This is a genomic window from Delftia sp. NA_296.1, assembly GCF_052692095.1.
The window spans coordinates 21,084-35,572 of sequence record NZ_JBQZGF010000021.1 but is presented as its reverse complement, the minus strand read 5'-3'; the positions used below and the strand labels follow the sequence as shown (position 1 = coordinate 35,572).

The 14,489-nt window shown below is 64.9% G+C and carries 12 protein-coding genes, 4 tRNA genes and 2 pseudogenes; 8 read left to right on the top strand and 10 right to left on the bottom strand.

Annotated features, from left to right (window positions below):
* From ACUTR7_RS29425 to ACUTR7_RS29400, 6 genes and pseudogenes are all read right to left on the bottom strand, one after another.
* Positions 1-82 (bottom strand): annotated as a pseudogene (locus ACUTR7_RS29425) (GTP-binding protein); the annotation flags it as partial.
* Between the two features lie 78 nt (positions 83-160).
* Positions 161-235 (bottom strand) — tRNA-Thr (locus tag ACUTR7_RS29420).
* 43 nt (positions 236-278) lie between these two features.
* Positions 279-352 (bottom strand) — tRNA-Gly (locus ACUTR7_RS29415).
* Positions 353-407: 55 nt separating this feature from the next.
* Positions 408-493: transfer RNA gene (locus tag ACUTR7_RS29410), tRNA-Tyr, on the bottom strand.
* A 91-nt stretch (positions 494-584) separates the two neighbouring features.
* Positions 585-660, bottom strand: a tRNA-Arg gene (locus ACUTR7_RS29405).
* An 80-nt stretch (positions 661-740) separates the two neighbouring features.
* Positions 741-1,373, bottom strand: coding sequence for a TetR family transcriptional regulator (locus ACUTR7_RS29400; protein WP_169807227.1), 633 nt, complete (start codon positions 1,371-1,373; stop codon positions 741-743).
* Between the two features lie 192 nt (positions 1,374-1,565).
* On the opposite strand from ACUTR7_RS29400, the gene ACUTR7_RS29395 reads away from it, so the two are divergent.
* The 4 genes and pseudogenes from ACUTR7_RS29395 to ACUTR7_RS29380 form a co-directional block, all read left to right on the top strand.
* Positions 1,566-2,858 (top strand): efflux RND transporter periplasmic adaptor subunit, encoded by a 1,293-nt coding sequence (locus ACUTR7_RS29395; RefSeq protein WP_445610416.1) that lies wholly within the window; start codon positions 1,566-1,568, stop codon positions 2,856-2,858.
* A 15-nt stretch (positions 2,859-2,873) separates the two neighbouring features.
* Positions 2,874-6,029 carry an efflux RND transporter permease subunit gene (locus tag ACUTR7_RS29390; RefSeq protein WP_088166611.1) on the top strand — a complete coding sequence of 1,052 codons (3,156 nt, stop codon included), beginning with the start codon at positions 2,874-2,876 and terminating at the stop codon, positions 6,027-6,029.
* Positions 6,022-7,479: an efflux transporter outer membrane subunit gene (locus ACUTR7_RS29385; protein WP_043825883.1), complete on the top strand. Its 1,458-nt coding sequence runs from the start codon at positions 6,022-6,024 to the stop codon at positions 7,477-7,479. The genes ACUTR7_RS29390 and ACUTR7_RS29385 overlap by 8 nt, the downstream gene beginning before the upstream one ends.
* A gap of 218 nt (positions 7,480-7,697) precedes the next feature.
* Positions 7,698-8,228, top strand: a pseudogene (locus ACUTR7_RS29380) (c-type cytochrome); the annotation flags it as partial.
* Between the two features lie 57 nt (positions 8,229-8,285).
* On the opposite strand, the gene ACUTR7_RS29375 reads toward ACUTR7_RS29380, so the two are convergent.
* Together ACUTR7_RS29375 and ACUTR7_RS29370 are read right to left on the bottom strand one after the other, a co-directional pair.
* Positions 8,286-8,837: a DUF2946 family protein gene (locus ACUTR7_RS29375; RefSeq protein WP_445610415.1), complete on the bottom strand. Its 552-nt coding sequence runs from the start codon at positions 8,835-8,837 to the stop codon at positions 8,286-8,288.
* A gap of 5 nt (positions 8,838-8,842) precedes the next feature.
* Positions 8,843-9,829 carry a YheT family hydrolase gene (locus ACUTR7_RS29370; RefSeq protein ID WP_199961881.1) on the bottom strand — a complete coding sequence of 329 codons (987 nt, stop codon included), beginning with the start codon at positions 9,827-9,829 and terminating at the stop codon, positions 8,843-8,845.
* Between the two features lie 148 nt (positions 9,830-9,977).
* Here ACUTR7_RS29370 and ACUTR7_RS29365 point away from each other — a divergent pair, with 148 nt between their 5' ends.
* The 4 genes from ACUTR7_RS29365 to ACUTR7_RS29350 all read left to right on the top strand — a co-directional run bounded on the left by ACUTR7_RS29365 (position 9,978) and on the right by ACUTR7_RS29350 (position 12,384).
* Positions 9,978-10,565 carry a LemA family protein gene (locus ACUTR7_RS29365; RefSeq protein ID WP_012202362.1) on the top strand — a complete coding sequence of 196 codons (588 nt, stop codon included), beginning with the start codon at positions 9,978-9,980 and terminating at the stop codon, positions 10,563-10,565.
* 33 nt (positions 10,566-10,598) lie between these two features.
* Positions 10,599-11,471, top strand: coding sequence for a TPM domain-containing protein (locus tag ACUTR7_RS29360; RefSeq protein WP_445610417.1), 873 nt, complete (start codon positions 10,599-10,601; stop codon positions 11,469-11,471).
* A gap of 1 nt (position 11,472) precedes the next feature.
* Positions 11,473-12,015, top strand: a complete 543-nt coding sequence (locus tag ACUTR7_RS29355) for a TPM domain-containing protein (protein WP_445610414.1) — start codon at positions 11,473-11,475, stop codon at positions 12,013-12,015.
* Between the two features lie 108 nt (positions 12,016-12,123).
* Positions 12,124-12,384 carry a hypothetical protein gene (locus ACUTR7_RS29350; protein ID WP_012202359.1) on the top strand — a complete coding sequence of 87 codons (261 nt, stop codon included), beginning with the start codon at positions 12,124-12,126 and terminating at the stop codon, positions 12,382-12,384.
* 92 nt (positions 12,385-12,476) lie between these two features.
* On the opposite strand, the gene ACUTR7_RS29345 is transcribed toward ACUTR7_RS29350, so the two are convergent.
* Positions 12,477-12,893 carry a F0F1 ATP synthase subunit epsilon gene (locus tag ACUTR7_RS29345; RefSeq protein WP_012202358.1) on the bottom strand — a complete coding sequence of 139 codons (417 nt, stop codon included), beginning with the start codon at positions 12,891-12,893 and terminating at the stop codon, positions 12,477-12,479.
* Positions 12,894-13,051: 158 nt separating this feature from the next.
* Entirely contained in the window at positions 13,052-14,461 is a 1,410-nt protein-coding gene (gene atpD, locus ACUTR7_RS29340; protein WP_012202357.1) for a F0F1 ATP synthase subunit beta, read from the bottom strand.
* Between the last annotated feature and the right edge of the window lie 28 nt (positions 14,462-14,489).

Here is a 14,489-nt window from a genome sequence, read left to right as displayed (position 1 = left end):
GGGTCGTCTTGCCGTGGTCCACGTGACCGATGGTGCCAACGTTGACGTGCGGCTTGGTACGCTCGAATTTTGCTTTAGCCATTTTTCCGACTCCGAAAAAAATCTAAATCACTACAACAGGATTTGGCGCAACCCCATCTAGCGAGCGCACCAGAGATAATGGTGCCCATGGGCAGGATCGAACTGCCGACCTCTCCCTTACCAAGGGAGTGCTCTACCACTGAGCCACATGGGCCTTGAGGCTGCCGAAGCAATCTCAAAAAACTTTGCTCGCCAACTGGAGCGGGAGACGGGAATCGAACCCGCGTCATTAGCTTGGAAGGCTAGGGTTCTACCATTGAACTACTCCCGCACAGATTGACTGCACGTCGCCATCTTTTCAGATGACTTCTCTTCTTCACCATTACTGGTGGAGGGGACTGGATTCGAACCAGTGTAGGCGTAAGCCAACAGATTTACAGTCTGCCCCCTTTAGCCACTCGGGCACCCCTCCGAAGAGATTTGAATTCTAGCACCGTTTTTTTCGTCAGAAAAATTTCAGTGCATTTTTTTCTCAGGCCACCTGGGCGATCCAAGAAAAATTGTGGTGCGGCTGGCGGGGATCGAACCCACGACCCTTGGCTTCGGAGGCCAATACTCTATCCACTGAGCTACAGCCGCTCAGGGCATCGCTGCCCTGCACAAGCCGAGCATTGTCGCATGACTTTGCCCCGGCACGTCCAAGCCCCCAGGACCCGGCGCTATTGCGCCTGCGGCACCGTGAAGCCCAACCCCCGCAGGCAGACATCCACCGCCTGCGCGCCCACCTGCTTGAGATCGAAGGCCCTTCCCAGCAGCCAGCTCTGCAGCAGGCCATCGAACATGGCGCACAGCGCGATCGAGGCCTGGGGAGCCGGCATGGACATGGTCACCGCATGGCTTTCGGCAGCCGCACGCAGCGCCAGCTCCAGTTGCGCGGAAAAAGAGTCCAGTGCGGCACGGTTGCGCTCCTGCACGGGCATGAGCTCGCCCACGTATTCCACCTTGAGCAGCAGGATCTCGAAGACGCGCCGCGTGCTGTCGTCATCGGCGATGCGCCCGAAGACCACCGCCATCAGGCGCCGCACATATTCCAGCGCATCGCATTCGGAGTCATCTTCGCAGTCGCCCTGAGCGGCCTGCTCCAGCGGGAGCGTGACGCGGTCCAGCATGGCATAGAAGAGATCCAGCTTGTCCTTGAAATGCCAGTAGACCGCACCGCGCGTGGCGCCGGCTCGCTGGGCAATCTCGTTGAGCGAGGCCCGGGCGACACCCTGTTCGTAGAACACTTGCTCCGCAGCGTCCAGCAGACTGTTGCGCGTTGCAAACGCATCTTCTTTCGTTCGTCGTGCCAAGATGTATTTCCTTCCATCGTTGAGCCCGGCCATGCCACGCTACGCCATGCTTCGCGCCGCCTTGCAGCAACAGCGGTCATTATACATTCATGTATGTATGTATAATCCGCGACTTGCCCGTGGACACGGGCGTTCCGGATAGCGCTGACCGGAACGTCAACATCGTTATTTGATTCAGCACAAGGACCCATCATGCCCAGCACACGCAGCAATGTGTCAGCCGCTCCGTCCCCTTACAGCAGTCTGCGCCTCACCACCGTGGCCCTGGCCGTCACTGCCGCAATGGCCATGGCGGCCTGCGGGAAAAAGCCCGAAGAACAAGCTGCCGCGCAGCAGCAGATGCCCGCCGTGCCGGTGGGCGTGGTGGTCGCCACCCCCGCCGACGTGGGCCTTGTGACCGAACTCCCTGGCCGCGTGGATGCGCGCCGCGTGGCCCAGATCCGCGCCCGCAGCGCCGGCATCGTGCAGGAGCGCCTGTTCAAGGAAGGCAGCGACGTGAAGGCCGGCCAGGTGCTGTACCGCATCGATCCGGCGCCCTACCAGGCGACGCTGCAAAGTGCCAAGGCCACGCAGTCCCGTGCCGAGGCCAACCAGGCCCAGGCACTGGCGCAACTGGAACGCTATCGCCCGCTGGTTGCCGCCAACGCGATAAGCAAGCAGGACTTCGTCAATGCAGAGGCGGCCTACAAGCAGGCCCAGGCTGACGTCGCGGTCGGCAAGGCCTCCGTGCGGACCGCCGAGATCAATCTTGGCTATACCAGCGTCACCGCCCCCATTTCTGGCCGCATCGGCCAGTCTCTGGTGACCGAAGGCGCGCTGGTCGGCCAGGGCGAGGCGACTCCGCTGGCCGTGGTCCAGCAGATCAATCCTGTCTATGTGAACTTCACCCAGTCGTCCAGCGAGGCCTTCCGGCTGCGCCGCGCGATGGAGCAGGGCAAGCTCAAGAAGGCCGATGGCGCCGAGGCTGCCAGCGTCGAGGTGCGCCTGGACGACGGCACGGCCTATGAGCTCAAGGGCAAGCTGCTGTTCACCGACCTGACCGTGGACAGCTCCACCGGCCAGGTCACGCTGCGTGCCGAGGTGCCCAACCCCAAGGGATTGCTGCTGCCCGGCATGTATGTGCGCGTGCGCATGGAGCAGGCCCAGGCGTCCAACGCCATTGCCGTGCCACAGCAGGCGGTGACACGTACCGAAACCGGCGACACCGTGAGCGTGGTCAGCGACGACGGCAAGATCACCAAGCGGCAGGTGAAGGTGACCACGGCCCAGAACAACCAATGGCTGGTCAGCGAAGGCCTGCAGGCGGGTGAGAAGGTCATGGTCGACGGCTTCCAGAAGCTGCAGATGCTGCCGCCCGGCACGCCGGTCAAGCCCGTGCCCTGGCAGCCAGAGGCCGCAGGTGCCCAGAAGCCGGCCGGCGCGGCAGCGCCAGCCCCGCAAGCCGCAGCCGACGCCAAGCCTGCGGACCAGGCAGACAAGAAGTAATCAAGGGGCTCAGCAATGGCCAAGTTCTTTATCGACAGACCGATCTTTGCATGGGTCGTCGCGCTATTCATCATCGTCCTCGGTGGTATTGCGCTGACCAAGCTTCCGATCGCTCAATACCCCAAGGTGGCTCCTCCAGCCATCGTCATCAACACCGCCTATCCAGGCGCGTCCGCGAAGGTGCTCGAAGACAGCGTGCTGTCCGTGATCGAGCGCGAGATGAACGGCTCGCCCGGTCTGGTCTACATGGAGTCGGTGGCCCAGGCCGATGGCACGGGCAGCATCACCATCAGCTTCGAGGCTGGCACCAACGTGGACCTGGCGCAGGTGGACGTGCAAAACCGCCTGTCGCGCGCCACGCCGCGCCTGCCTGCGTCCGTGACGCAGCAGGGTGTGCGCGTGGACAAGGCGTCGTCCAACTTCCTGCTGTTCATCATGCTGTCGTCCGAGGACGCCAAGGCCTATGACACGGTGGCCCTGGGTGACTACGCCTCGCGCAACATCGTTCCCGAAATCCAGCGGGTGGCCGGCGTGGGCCAGGCACAGCTGTTCGGCACCGAAAAGGCGATGCGCATCTGGTTCGATCCCGCCAAGCTGCAGGGCTACAAGCTCTCGGCCGAGGACGTGACGGCCGCCATCCGCAGTCAGAACGCCCAGGTGGCCAGCGGCGCCATCGGTGACCTGCCCAACATCACGGGCCAGAAGATCGCCGCCACGGTGACGGTGATGGGCCAGCTGTCTTCGATCGGCCAGTTCGAGAACATCGTGCTGCGCGCCAATCCCGATGGCTCCACCGTGCGCCTCAAGGACGTGGCCACCATCGAGATCGGCGGCCAGGCCTACGCGACCTCCGCCCGCCTGAACGGCAAGGATGCCGTGGGTATCGGCGTCCAGCTGACGCCCAGCGGCAATGCGCTGGCGACCGCCAAGGCCGTGCATGCGCGCATGGAAGAGCTGCAGAAGTTCTTCCCCAAGGGCGTGAAGTACTCCATTCCCTACGACAGCTCCAAGTTCGTGAGCATCTCCATTGAGAAGGTCGCCCACACGCTGCTGGAAGCCATCGTGCTGGTGTTCCTGGTGATGTACCTGTTCCTGCAGAACTGGCGCTACACGCTGATCCCGACCATCGTGGTGCCCATTGCACTGCTGGGCACCTTCGCGGTCATGCAGGCCGTGGGCTTCTCGATCAACGTGCTGGCCATGTTCGGCATGGTGCTGGTCATCGGCATCGTGGTGGATGACGCCATCGTGGTGGTGGAGAACGTCGAGCGCATCATGAGCGAGGAAGGCCTGCCGCCGCGCGAAGCCGCGATCAAGGCCATGGGCCAGATCTCGGGCGCCATCGTGGGCATTACGCTGGTGCTGATCGCGGTGTTCATACCGCTGGCCTTCTTCGCGGGGTCCACCGGCAATATCTACCGGCAGTTCTCCATCGTGATGGTCGCCTCCATCAGCTTCTCGGCCTTCATGGCGCTGACGCTGACACCGGCCCTGTGCGCAACGCTGCTCAAGCCTGTGGAAGCCGGTCACAACCACGAGAAGAAGGGCTTCTTCGGCTGGTTCAACCGCACGTTCGCACGCTCGGCCAAGTCCTATGAAGGCTGGGTGGCCCGACTGCTCAAGCGCTCGGTGCTGATGATCGGCGTGTACCTGGCCGTGATCGCGGGCGCCGTGGTGGTGTTCCGTGGCCTGCCGACCTCCTTCCTGCCGACCGAGGACCAGGGCTACTTCATCGTCAACGTGCAACTGCCCCCTGGCGCCGCCAAGGAGCGCACGCTGGAGGTGATGAAGCAGGTGGAAGAAGCCGTGCTGCCGCAGCCCGAAGTGGCCAACATGGTCAGCGTGCTGGGCTTCAGCTTCTCCGGCCAGGGCCAGAATGCCGCCCTCGCCTTCGTGCCGCTCAAGGACTGGTCCGAGCGCAAGGGAGCGAACTCCACGGTGGACGCCATGACGGGCCGCATCATGGGCATGACGTCGGGCATCCGCGATGCCTTCGTGTTCGCCGTGAACCCGCCGCCCATTCCCGAACTGGGCAACGCCGTGGGCTTCTCGTTCCGCCTGCAGGACCGTGCCGGCCACGGACACGATGCGCTGATCAATGCCCGCAACATGATGCTGGGCATGGCCGGGCAGAGCAAGGTGCTGGCGGGCGTGCGTCCCGATGGTCTGGAGGACGCGCCCCAGCTGCGCATCGAGATCGACCGCGACAAGGCCAACGCCCTGGGCGTGGACTTCACCTCGATCAATGCCGCGCTGTCCACGGCGCTGGGCTCGTCCTACGTCAATGACTTCCCCAACCAGGGTCGTCTGCAGCGCGTGATCGTGCAGGCCGATGCTCCGGCCCGCATGCAGCCCGACGACCTGCTGCGCCTGAACGCGCGCAACGCCAAGGGCGATCCGGTGCCGCTGTCCACCTTCGCGACCACCAAGTGGGTCAAGGGCGCCCAGCAGACGGTGCGCTACAACGGCTACCCTGCCGTGCGCATCGAAGGCTCGGCCGCACCGGGCTTCAGCTCGGGCGATGCCATGGACGAGATGGAAAAGCTGGCTGCCAAGCTGCCCGAAGGCTTCGGCTTCGAGTGGACCGGCCAGTCGCGTGAGGAAAAGCTGGCGGGCTCGCAAGCCATCTTCCTGTACGCCTTCGCCATCCTGGCCGTGTTCCTGTGTCTGGCCGCCCTGTATGAAAGCTGGTCCATCCCGCTGTCGGTGATTCTGGTCGTGCCGCTGGGTCTGCTGGGCGTGGTGCTTGCCACCTTGCTGCGCAACTACTCCAACGACGTGTACTTCCAGATCGGACTGGTGACGGTGATCGGCCTGTCGGCGAAGAACGCGATCTTGATCGTGGAGTTCGCCAAGGACCTGCAGGCCGAAGGCAAGGGACTGATCGAAGCTGCGCTGGAAGCCGCCCACCTGCGCTTCCGCCCCATCATCATGACCTCGCTGGCCTTCGGCCTGGGCGTGGTGCCTCTGGTGATCGCCACGGGCGCGAGCTCGGCCAGCCAGCGTGCCATCGGCACCGGCGTGCTCGGCGGCATGATCACCGGCACCGTGCTGGCCGTGCTGTTCGTGCCCACCTTCTTCGTCGTGGTGCGCAAGCTGTTCAAGGGCAAGATCAAATCGCACAACCCGCCGTCCACACCGGCCGGCAAGGAGGCCTTGAGCCATGATTAATCGCAGTACCCCGGTGGCCATCGCCACCGCCCTGCTCCTGGCGGGATGCTCGCTCATCCCCACCTACGAGCGCCCTGCCGCTCCGGTCGCGGCGCAGTACACCCGCGCGAACGCCACCGCTGCGGCGGAAGGCGGCACGGCTGCAGCGCAGCTGCCCTGGCAGGATTTCTTCCAGGACGCACGCCTGCAGCAGCTGGTTCGCACCGCGCTGGACAACAACCGTGACCTGCGCGTGGCCGCGCTCAACATCGAGCGCGCCCAGGCCCAGTACCGGATCACGCGCGCCGACCAGTTCCCGACGGTCGGTGCAGGCGTCAACGCCAGCCGCGCCCCGAACACCACGGGCTCGGGCACCAAGTACGTCAACAGCTACCAGGTCGGCCTGGCCGTCACCTCGTGGGAGCTGGACTTCTTCGGCCGCATCGGCAGCCTGAAGGAAGCGGCCCTGGCACAGTATCTGGCGACCGAGGAAGCACGCCGCGCCGCGCAGACCAGCCTGGTGGCCGCTGTGGCCAGCGGCTGGTACACGCTGCTGGCCGACGAGCAGCTGCTGAAGATCTCGCGCGACACGCTGCAGACCCGTGAAGAGTCGATCAAGCTGACCAAGCTGCGCTTCGACACGGGCGTGGCGTCCGAGCTGGACTACCGCCAAGCCGTCTCGCTGACCGAGGCTGCGCGCGCCACGCTGGCGCAGCAGCAGCGCCAGCGCGCCCTGGACGAGAACGCCCTGGTGCTGCTGCTGGGCCAGTCCCTGCCAGCGGACGTGCTCGCCAGCCTGGGCTCCAGCCAGGGACTGCGCGACACAGCCGACCTGCCCGCCGTGCCGGCCGGCCTGCCGTCGGATCTGCTGACGCAGCGGCCCGACATTCGCCAGGCCGAGCAGCAGTTGATCAGCACCAACGCCAACATCGGTGCCGCGCGTGCCGCCTTCTTCCCGCGCATCACGCTGACGGGGCAGTTCGGCACGGCCAGCAACGAGCTGTCGGGCCTGTTCAAGAGCGGCAGCTGGGGCTTCACCCTCGCGCCATCCGCCCTCCTGCCCATCTTCGATGCGGGTCGCAATTCGGCCAATCTGGCTGCGGCCAAGGTCGAGCGCGAAGTGGCCATCGCCCAGTACGAGAAGTCCATCCAGAGCGCCTTCCGCGAGGTCTCCGACGCACTGGACAGCCAGGGCACGCTGCGTGACCAGATCATGGCCCAGCGCGCCCAGCTCGAAGCCGAGCAGGCACGCCTGAAGCTGTCCGACCTGCGCTACAGCAACGGCGTGGCCAGCTACCTGGACCTGCTGGATGCACAGCGCACCCTGTTCGCGCTGGAGCAGTCCACCGTGAGCGTGCGTCTGGCGCAGCTGCTCAACCAGATCGAGCTGTACAAGGCGCTTGGCGGAGGCTGGACCGACAGGACAGCGACAGCAGCGGCAGCCACGCCGGCTCCCGCGCCCGCGCAGTAAGACCCAAGGCCGGTATCTGCCGCGCCAACCGCACAGAGGTGTTCTCCGCAAGGTGAACACCTCTTTTTCATGGCGCGCGGAAAGCATTTGCCATTTGCTTGATCCATCTCATGGCATATGTGCACCCCAGGTCAACCCGGGTCTGCGCGCAGTGTCTGCAAGAGGCCCGTCGATATAATTTGTTGTTGACTCACGCCCCCACAACACAAGAGGACTTCATGAGCGCAACCCACACCGAAGAAGCCCATACGGGCCCGATCAAGAACCCCAAGCAGCTGCTGATGGCGGTGTTTTTCTCTTTCGTGGTTCCGGTGTTCGTGATCATCGGCCTCGTGCAATACGTGAGCTCGGCCGACAAGGCCGGCGCCGGCGCTTCCCAGACCGAAATGGCCAAGGCCCAGCGGCTGCAGAAAATCGGCCTCGTGGAAATCCGGGATGCCAATCGCCCGCTGCGCTCGGGTGAAGAAGTCTTCAAGGGTCAATGCGCGGCCTGCCATGCCACAGGTGCCGCAGGTGCTCCCAAGTTCGCGGATGCCGCGGCCTGGGGCCCGCGCCTGGCACAAGGTCTGGAAGGTCTGGTGCACTCGGCCCTCAAGGGCAAGGGAGCGATGGCGCCTCAAGGCGGCGGCGATTTCAACGACACCGAAATTGCCCGCGGCGTGGTCTACATGGCCAATGCCGCAGGTGGCAAGTTTGAAGAGCCCAAGGCCCCGGCCGCAGAAGGCGCTGCAGCAGAAGGTGCAGCGGCACCCGCCAACTGAGCAAGGCCCAGGATGTCTGGCACCAACCGGCTTCGGCCGGTTTTTTCATGCCCGGGCCGGACTGCGCACAAAACCGTAGCGTTGCGGCAACGTCTGTGCCGGCACCTCTTCACAGGCAGGCAGCATGCCGGCGTCCAGCGCGGCAGCGGCATCGACCATGTCCTGCGTATGGACCAGGCCCAGGCCGGAGGGCATGGCCAGATACAGGCGCCCTGTCTCATCCATCAAAACCTCCTTGATGTCTGCGGCCTGCAGCTCTGCCCCTGTGTGGCTGTGCATCTGCAGGCGCTCGCCATCCCAGCGCAGCCGCCATATCCAGGGTGTGCTTTCCAGTTCCACATACACGCGCTGGGGACCATTCTGGAAAAACCACCGACCATCAGGCTCGGCAAGATAGTTGCGGGCGATGAAGTCCGCCAGCTTTTCGTTGCGCACCTCCGCGCCCTTGGCTCCCGGGGTGCCGCTGTCGAAAGCGCCGCAGGCCTGTGCCTCTTCATCGCGCAGATACCAGCGCCCGCGCTCGTCCAGCCCCAGCCAGCCGCTGCAGGCGGGCACATGGGGCCATTTGGCCATGGCCTGCTTCACGATATCGTCCATTGCATTCATCCTTGTTCGCTGTCTGCCAGCCACTGCGTGACGGCCTGCGGCATGCCCAGTACATGCCCTGGCCAATGTCCCTGTGCAAAACCCACATGACCGCCATGCGGCGGTTGCCACAGCGTAACCCGTGGGCCGACCTCGCCTGGCCCTGGCAGGCTGCATGCAGGGACAAAAGGATCGTCCAGCGCATTGAGCAGCAGCGCGGGCACGGCAATGCTGCCCAGCACAGGCTTGGCTGCCGCCCGGCGCCAATAGTCGTGCGCATCGAGAAAGCCATGCACGGGTGCCGTGAACGCGTCATCGAACTCCTTCAGATCGCGCGCGCGCACCGCGGCATCGCGGTCGAAGAGCCCGGGAAATTGCGCCCATTTGACCCGCGCCTTGGGCACCAGCGTGCGCAGGAACATGCGTGTGTAGATCCAGCGGTTCAGACCCTGCCCCAGCGCCATGCCGCCAGCCGCCAGATCCAGCGGCGCACTCACCGCCGCAAGGGCCTGGACCACCTCGGCGGCCTTGTCTGCCTGCAGACCGGCCCAGCGCGCAAGCGCATTGCCGCCCAGGGAAACACCCACCACATGGAGCGGGCGGGAAGACCGTGCGCGCAGGCGGCGCAGTATCCAGTCCACCTCCTGCACATCGCCCGAGTGATAGGCGCGCGGGCCCCGGTTGACCTCGCCGCTGCAGCCGCGAAAGTGCGGCACGGCCATGTGCCAGCCACGCTGCGCGGCCACCCAGGCCATGGCCTGGGCATAGTGGCTGTTCGCCGAGCCTTCAAGGCCATGGAAAAGCACCAGCCATGGCGCATCGGCAGGCAGGGTGGGAGCACCGCCGAAGGCGACATCGATGAAGTCGCCATCCGGGGTATCCCAGCGCTCCCAGCGCCAGGCGGGCGCCGCCTGGCCCGCCGGCCAGCGGCGCGCGAACAGTGCCGGCCAGATGGTCTGGGCATGGCCCCCCGGCAACCAGCGCGCCGCCGTGAATTCGTGCATAAAAGCCCTGTTAGCAGTCCTTGCCACACCGCTGCGCAATGGCCTTTGCCCTACAGGGCAGCAGGCCGGGCGCGCAGCACAATCGCCAGCATTGCGCATGCATCGTGCGCGATACTGTTTTCCATTGTCGCTTTCAGGTTGCCATCTTATGAAACGTCTACTCGCCACGCTTGCCACCGTCCTGGCATTGACCGGCTGCGGCTACAACGACTTCCAGCGTCTTGACGAACAGACCAAGTCGGCCTGGAGCGAAGTGCTCAACCAGTACCAGCGCCGTGCCGATCTGGTGCCCAACATCGTGGCCTCGGTCAAGGGCGAGGCCAATTTCGAGCAGGAAACCCTGACCAAGGTGGTGGAGGCACGCGCGAAGGCCACCTCCATCCAGGCCACGCCCGAGCTGGTCAACAACCCCGAGGCCTTCAACAAGTTCCAACAGGCGCAGGGCGAGCTGTCCAGTGCCCTGTCGCGGCTGATGGTGGTGGCCGAGCGCTATCCCCAGCTGCAGGCCAACCAGGGCTTCCGCGACCTGCGCGTGACGCTGGAGGGCACGGAGAACCGCATCACCGTGGCGCGCAACCAGTACATCCAGGCCGTGCAGTCCTACAACGTGCTGGCGCGCAGCTTTCCGACCAATCTGACGGCCAAGGTTTTCAGCTACGAACCCAAGCCCAGCTTCAGCGTGCAGAACGAGGCCGAAATCTCCCGTCCGCCCACGGTGGACTTCGGCAACAAGTAAGCCGTGACCATGTCCCTGGTGCCACTGTGGCGCATGCTTTGCGCCCTTGTCCTGACCATGCTGCTGCTGCCCGGGAGCACGCTGGCGCAGGCGCCGCAGCCCGTGCCGGCCCTCTCGGCGCGGCTCATCGACCAGACGGGCACGCTGTCGGCCGATGAGGCACGCGCCATTGAAGACAGGCTGCGTGGCATCGAACAGAAGTCGGGCTCGCAGGTCGTCGTGCTGATGGTGGCCACCACCGCGCCCGAGGACATTGCCGCCTATGCCTGGCGCGTGGCCAGTGACTGGAAGATCGGCCGCCGCGACGTGGGCGACGGCCTGTTGGTGGTGATTGCCAAGAACGACAGGCGCATGCGCATGGAAGTAGCCCGCGCGCTGGAAGGCGCGATCCCCGACCTGGCAGCCGCGCGCATCATCGACCAGCAGATGGCACCACGCTTTCGCCAGGGGGACTATGCGGGCGGCATCACCGCTGCGCTGGACCAGGTGGCAGCACGCATTGCGGGCGAGCAACTGCCGGCGCCCTCCTCCAGCCCCCATTCTTCCAAAAGCCCGGACAGGGGCTTCGACATGGAAGACCTGATGCTGTTCTTCTTCTTCGGCGTGGCCGTGGTCGGCCCCATCCTGCGCTCGGTGCTGGGCCGGCCACTGGCCTCCGTGCTGGCGGGGGCAGGCGCCGGCATTGCCGCCTATGTGGTGACGGCCAGCCTGCTCGTCGCCGCAGGAGCGGGAGTCGTCGCGCTGCTGTTCACCCTGCTGGGAAGCGGCCGCTCCGGCAGGGGTGGCGGCGGTGGATGGGGCGGTGGTGGCGGCTTTGGCGGGGGCGGCGGCCGCAGCGGTGGCGGGGGCTTCAGCTCTGGCAGAGGCGGCAGTTTCGGGGGCGGCGGCGCCTCGGGGAGTTGGTGAGATGGCGGCTGCAATCACAGGCTTTGTACAGCGTCTGCTCCGGCTGCTGCGCCACCATTGGGCCGAAGGGCAGTTGCGCCGTGCACTCCCGCCTGAAAGCCTGGCGGAGCTGGAGCGCCTGATCACCATGAGCGAGGAGCGCCATACAGGCCAGATTCGCATCTGCGTCGAACCCGGACTGCCGCCCAGCTACCTGTGGCGCGACGCCACGCCGCGCGAGCGCGCCATCACGCTGTTCGGCAAGCTGCGCGTCTGGGATACCGAACACAACAACGGTGCCCTGATCTATCTGCTGCTGGCCGACCACGCCATCGAAATCGTCGCCGACCGCGCCCTGGCGCGCACCCTGCCGGCGGAACAATGGCAAACGCTGATCAGCGACATGGGTGCCGCCTTTCAGGGCGGCCATTACGCCATGGGCATGACAGCAGCCCTGGAGCGCGTGAGCCTGCTGCTTGAAACCAACTTTCCGCGTGACCCGCTGCAGCCTGTGCACGATGGCAGCGACAATCTTCCCAATGCTGTCGTGATACAGCACCACTGAAAGGCAGGCAGGCTGCGCAGGCCGGGCCGAGCCACCCCCTTCATCAAGCTATCGCGGGCACGGAGGCTGTGATAGCGTCACGCCATTTCATCAAGGAGCATCCACACCATGAAGAACACCCTGGCCCGCCTGGGCCTGCTGGCCGCCGTGCTGACCCTGAGCGCCTGCGCAAGCCCCATCCTCGACGACTCGCAGGAATATGACTATGTGCTCAGCTGCAAGCTGCGCGAAGACGACCCCAAGCGCTGCGAGCAACAGATCCGCGCCCTGTGCCCCGTGCCCGCCAAGGCCGTGACGCACAAGTCGCGCACGGTGGACCCCAAGGACAATGCCGTGACCTACGTGTACCAGGCCCGCTGCGGCGACTGAGCCATGGGGCCGGTGACCGGCCTTCCAGCCTTTCGCACCAAAGAAAAAGCCGCCCGAGGGCGGCTTTCTTGCAGCTGGAGCCCGAATGGGGCTCAGCGCTTTTGGCGGAACTTGCGCAGGGCCGCGATCTGAGCGGCCATGACGGCCAGCTCGGACTGGGCACGCGCCAGATCGACTTCGCTCTTGGCGTTCTTCAGTGCTTCCTCGGCTTCGAGCTTGGCCTTCTCGGCCTTCTCGGCGTCCAGGTCGGCACCGCGGATGGCGGTGTCGGACAGTACGGTCACACAGTTGGGCTGCACTTCCAGGATGCCGCCGGCCACGAAGACGAACTCTTCGCTGCCGTCCGCCATCTCGATACGCACCGAGCCAGGCTTGATGCGCGTGATCAGCGGAGTGTGGCGGGGAAAAATGCCCAGTTCGCCGGATTCACCGGGCAGGGCGACAAAGCGCGCTTCACCGGAGAAGATGGACTCTTCGGCACTGACCACATCAACGTGGATGGTGTTCATCTTTGCTCCTCAGAAAAGGTTGACTGGAACTTGGAACCGGCAGGGCCCAGATCGGGGACACCGAGCAAGGGCCGCCCCGCAGCGAGGGTGTCGTCCCCCTCCCCGCGAAGCGGGTAGAGAGGGGGAAGCGACGCAGTCGCTCAGGGGGTGCCGCAGGCTCAAGCCGCCAGTTTCTTGGCCTTCTCGAAGGCTTCGTCGATGGTGCCAACCATGTAGAAGGCCTGCTCGGGCAGGTGATCGCACTCGCCAGCGCAGATCATCTTGAAACCACGGATGGTTTCAGCCAGCGACACGTACTTGCCGGGAGCGCCAGTGAACACTTCGGCCACGTGGAAAGGCTGCGACAGGAAACGCTGGATCTTGCGGGCGCGGGCCACGGTCAGCTTGTCTTCGGGAGCCAGCTCGTCCATGCCCAGAATGGCGATGATGTCGCGCAGTTCCTTGTAGCGCTGCAGCGTGCCCTGCACTTCGCGGGCCACCTTGTAGTGCTCTTCACCCACGACTTGGGGGTCCAGCTGGCGGCTGGTGGAGTCCAGCGGATCGACGGCGGGGTAGATACCCAGCGAAGCGATGTCACGCGACAGCACCACGGTCGAGTCCAAGTGGGCGAACGTCGTGGCAGGCGAGGGGTCGGTCAAGTCATCGGCAGGCACGTAAACGGCCTGGATGGAAGTGATCGAACCGACCTTGGTCGAGGTGATGCGCTCTTGCAGGCGGCCCATTTCCTCGGCCAGCGTGGGCTGGTAGCCCACGGCGGAAGGCATGCGACCCAGCAGAGCGGACACTTCGGTACCGGCCAGCGTGTAGCGGTAGATGTTGTCCACGAAGAACAGCACGTCCTTGCCTTCGTCACGGAAGGCTTCGGCCATGGTCAGGCCGGTCAGCGCCACGCGCAGACGGTTGCCCGGGGGTTCGTTCATCTGGCCGTAGACCATGGCCACCTTGGAGTCGTTCAGCGACTCCTGGTTGACCACGCCGGCGTCCGACATTTCGTGATAGAAGTCATTGCCTTCGCGGGTACGTTCACCCACACCGGCGAACACCGACAGACCACCGTGGCCCTTGGCGATGTTGTTGATGAGTTCCATCATGTTCACGGTCTTGCCCACACCGGCGCCACCGAACAGACCCACCTTGCCGCCCTTGGCGAAGGGCGAGATCAGGTCGATCACCTTGATGCCGGTTTCCAGCAGTTCCTGCGAAGGCGACAGCTCGTCATAAGCCGGTGCCTTGCGGTGGATGGGAGCCGTCAGCGCCTGATCCACGGGACCGCGTTCGTCGATGGGGTTGCCCAGCACGTCCATGATGCGACCCAGCGTCGCCTTGCCCACGGGCACGGTGATGGGGTTGCCGGTGTTGGACACCATCAGGCCGCGACGCAGACCGTCGGACGAACCCAGGGCGATGGTACGCACAACGCCGTCACCCAGCAGTTGCTGCACTTCCAGCGTCAGGGCCGAGCCGTCGAGCTTCAGGGCATCGAACACCTTGGGCATTGCGTTGCGGGGGAACTCGACGTCCACCACAGCGCCAATACATTGAACAATCTTGCCTTGCACTTGAGCCATTTTTTGCTCCAATTAGTTTGTCTGTTGA

Bases quoted from the DNA above. Each gene is read 5' to 3' on its own strand.
- ACUTR7_RS29350 (WP_012202359.1), top strand. From the start codon at position 12,124: ATGAAGAACACCCTGGCCCGCCTGGGCCTGCTGGCCGCCGTGCTGACC.
- atpD (WP_012202357.1), bottom strand. From the start codon at position 14,461: ATGGCTCAAGTGCAAGGCAAGATTGTTCAATGTATTGGCGCTGTGGTG.
- ACUTR7_RS29355 (WP_445610414.1), top strand. From the start codon at position 11,473: ATGGCGGCTGCAATCACAGGCTTTGTACAGCGTCTGCTCCGGCTGCTG.
- ACUTR7_RS29385 (WP_043825883.1), top strand. From the start codon at position 6,022: ATGATTAATCGCAGTACCCCGGTGGCCATCGCCACCGCCCTGCTCCTG.
- ACUTR7_RS29370 (WP_199961881.1), bottom strand. From the start codon at position 9,829: ATGCACGAATTCACGGCGGCGCGCTGGTTGCCGGGGGGCCATGCCCAG.
- ACUTR7_RS29345 (WP_012202358.1), bottom strand. From the start codon at position 12,893: ATGAACACCATCCACGTTGATGTGGTCAGTGCCGAAGAGTCCATCTTC.
- ACUTR7_RS29375 (WP_445610415.1), bottom strand. From the start codon at position 8,837: ATGGACGATATCGTGAAGCAGGCCATGGCCAAATGGCCCCATGTGCCC.
- ACUTR7_RS29365 (WP_012202362.1), top strand. From the start codon at position 9,978: ATGAAACGTCTACTCGCCACGCTTGCCACCGTCCTGGCATTGACCGGC.
- ACUTR7_RS29390 (WP_088166611.1), top strand. From the start codon at position 2,874: ATGGCCAAGTTCTTTATCGACAGACCGATCTTTGCATGGGTCGTCGCG.
- ACUTR7_RS29395 (WP_445610416.1), top strand. From the start codon at position 1,566: ATGCCCAGCACACGCAGCAATGTGTCAGCCGCTCCGTCCCCTTACAGC.
- ACUTR7_RS29360 (WP_445610417.1), top strand. From the start codon at position 10,599: ATGCTTTGCGCCCTTGTCCTGACCATGCTGCTGCTGCCCGGGAGCACG.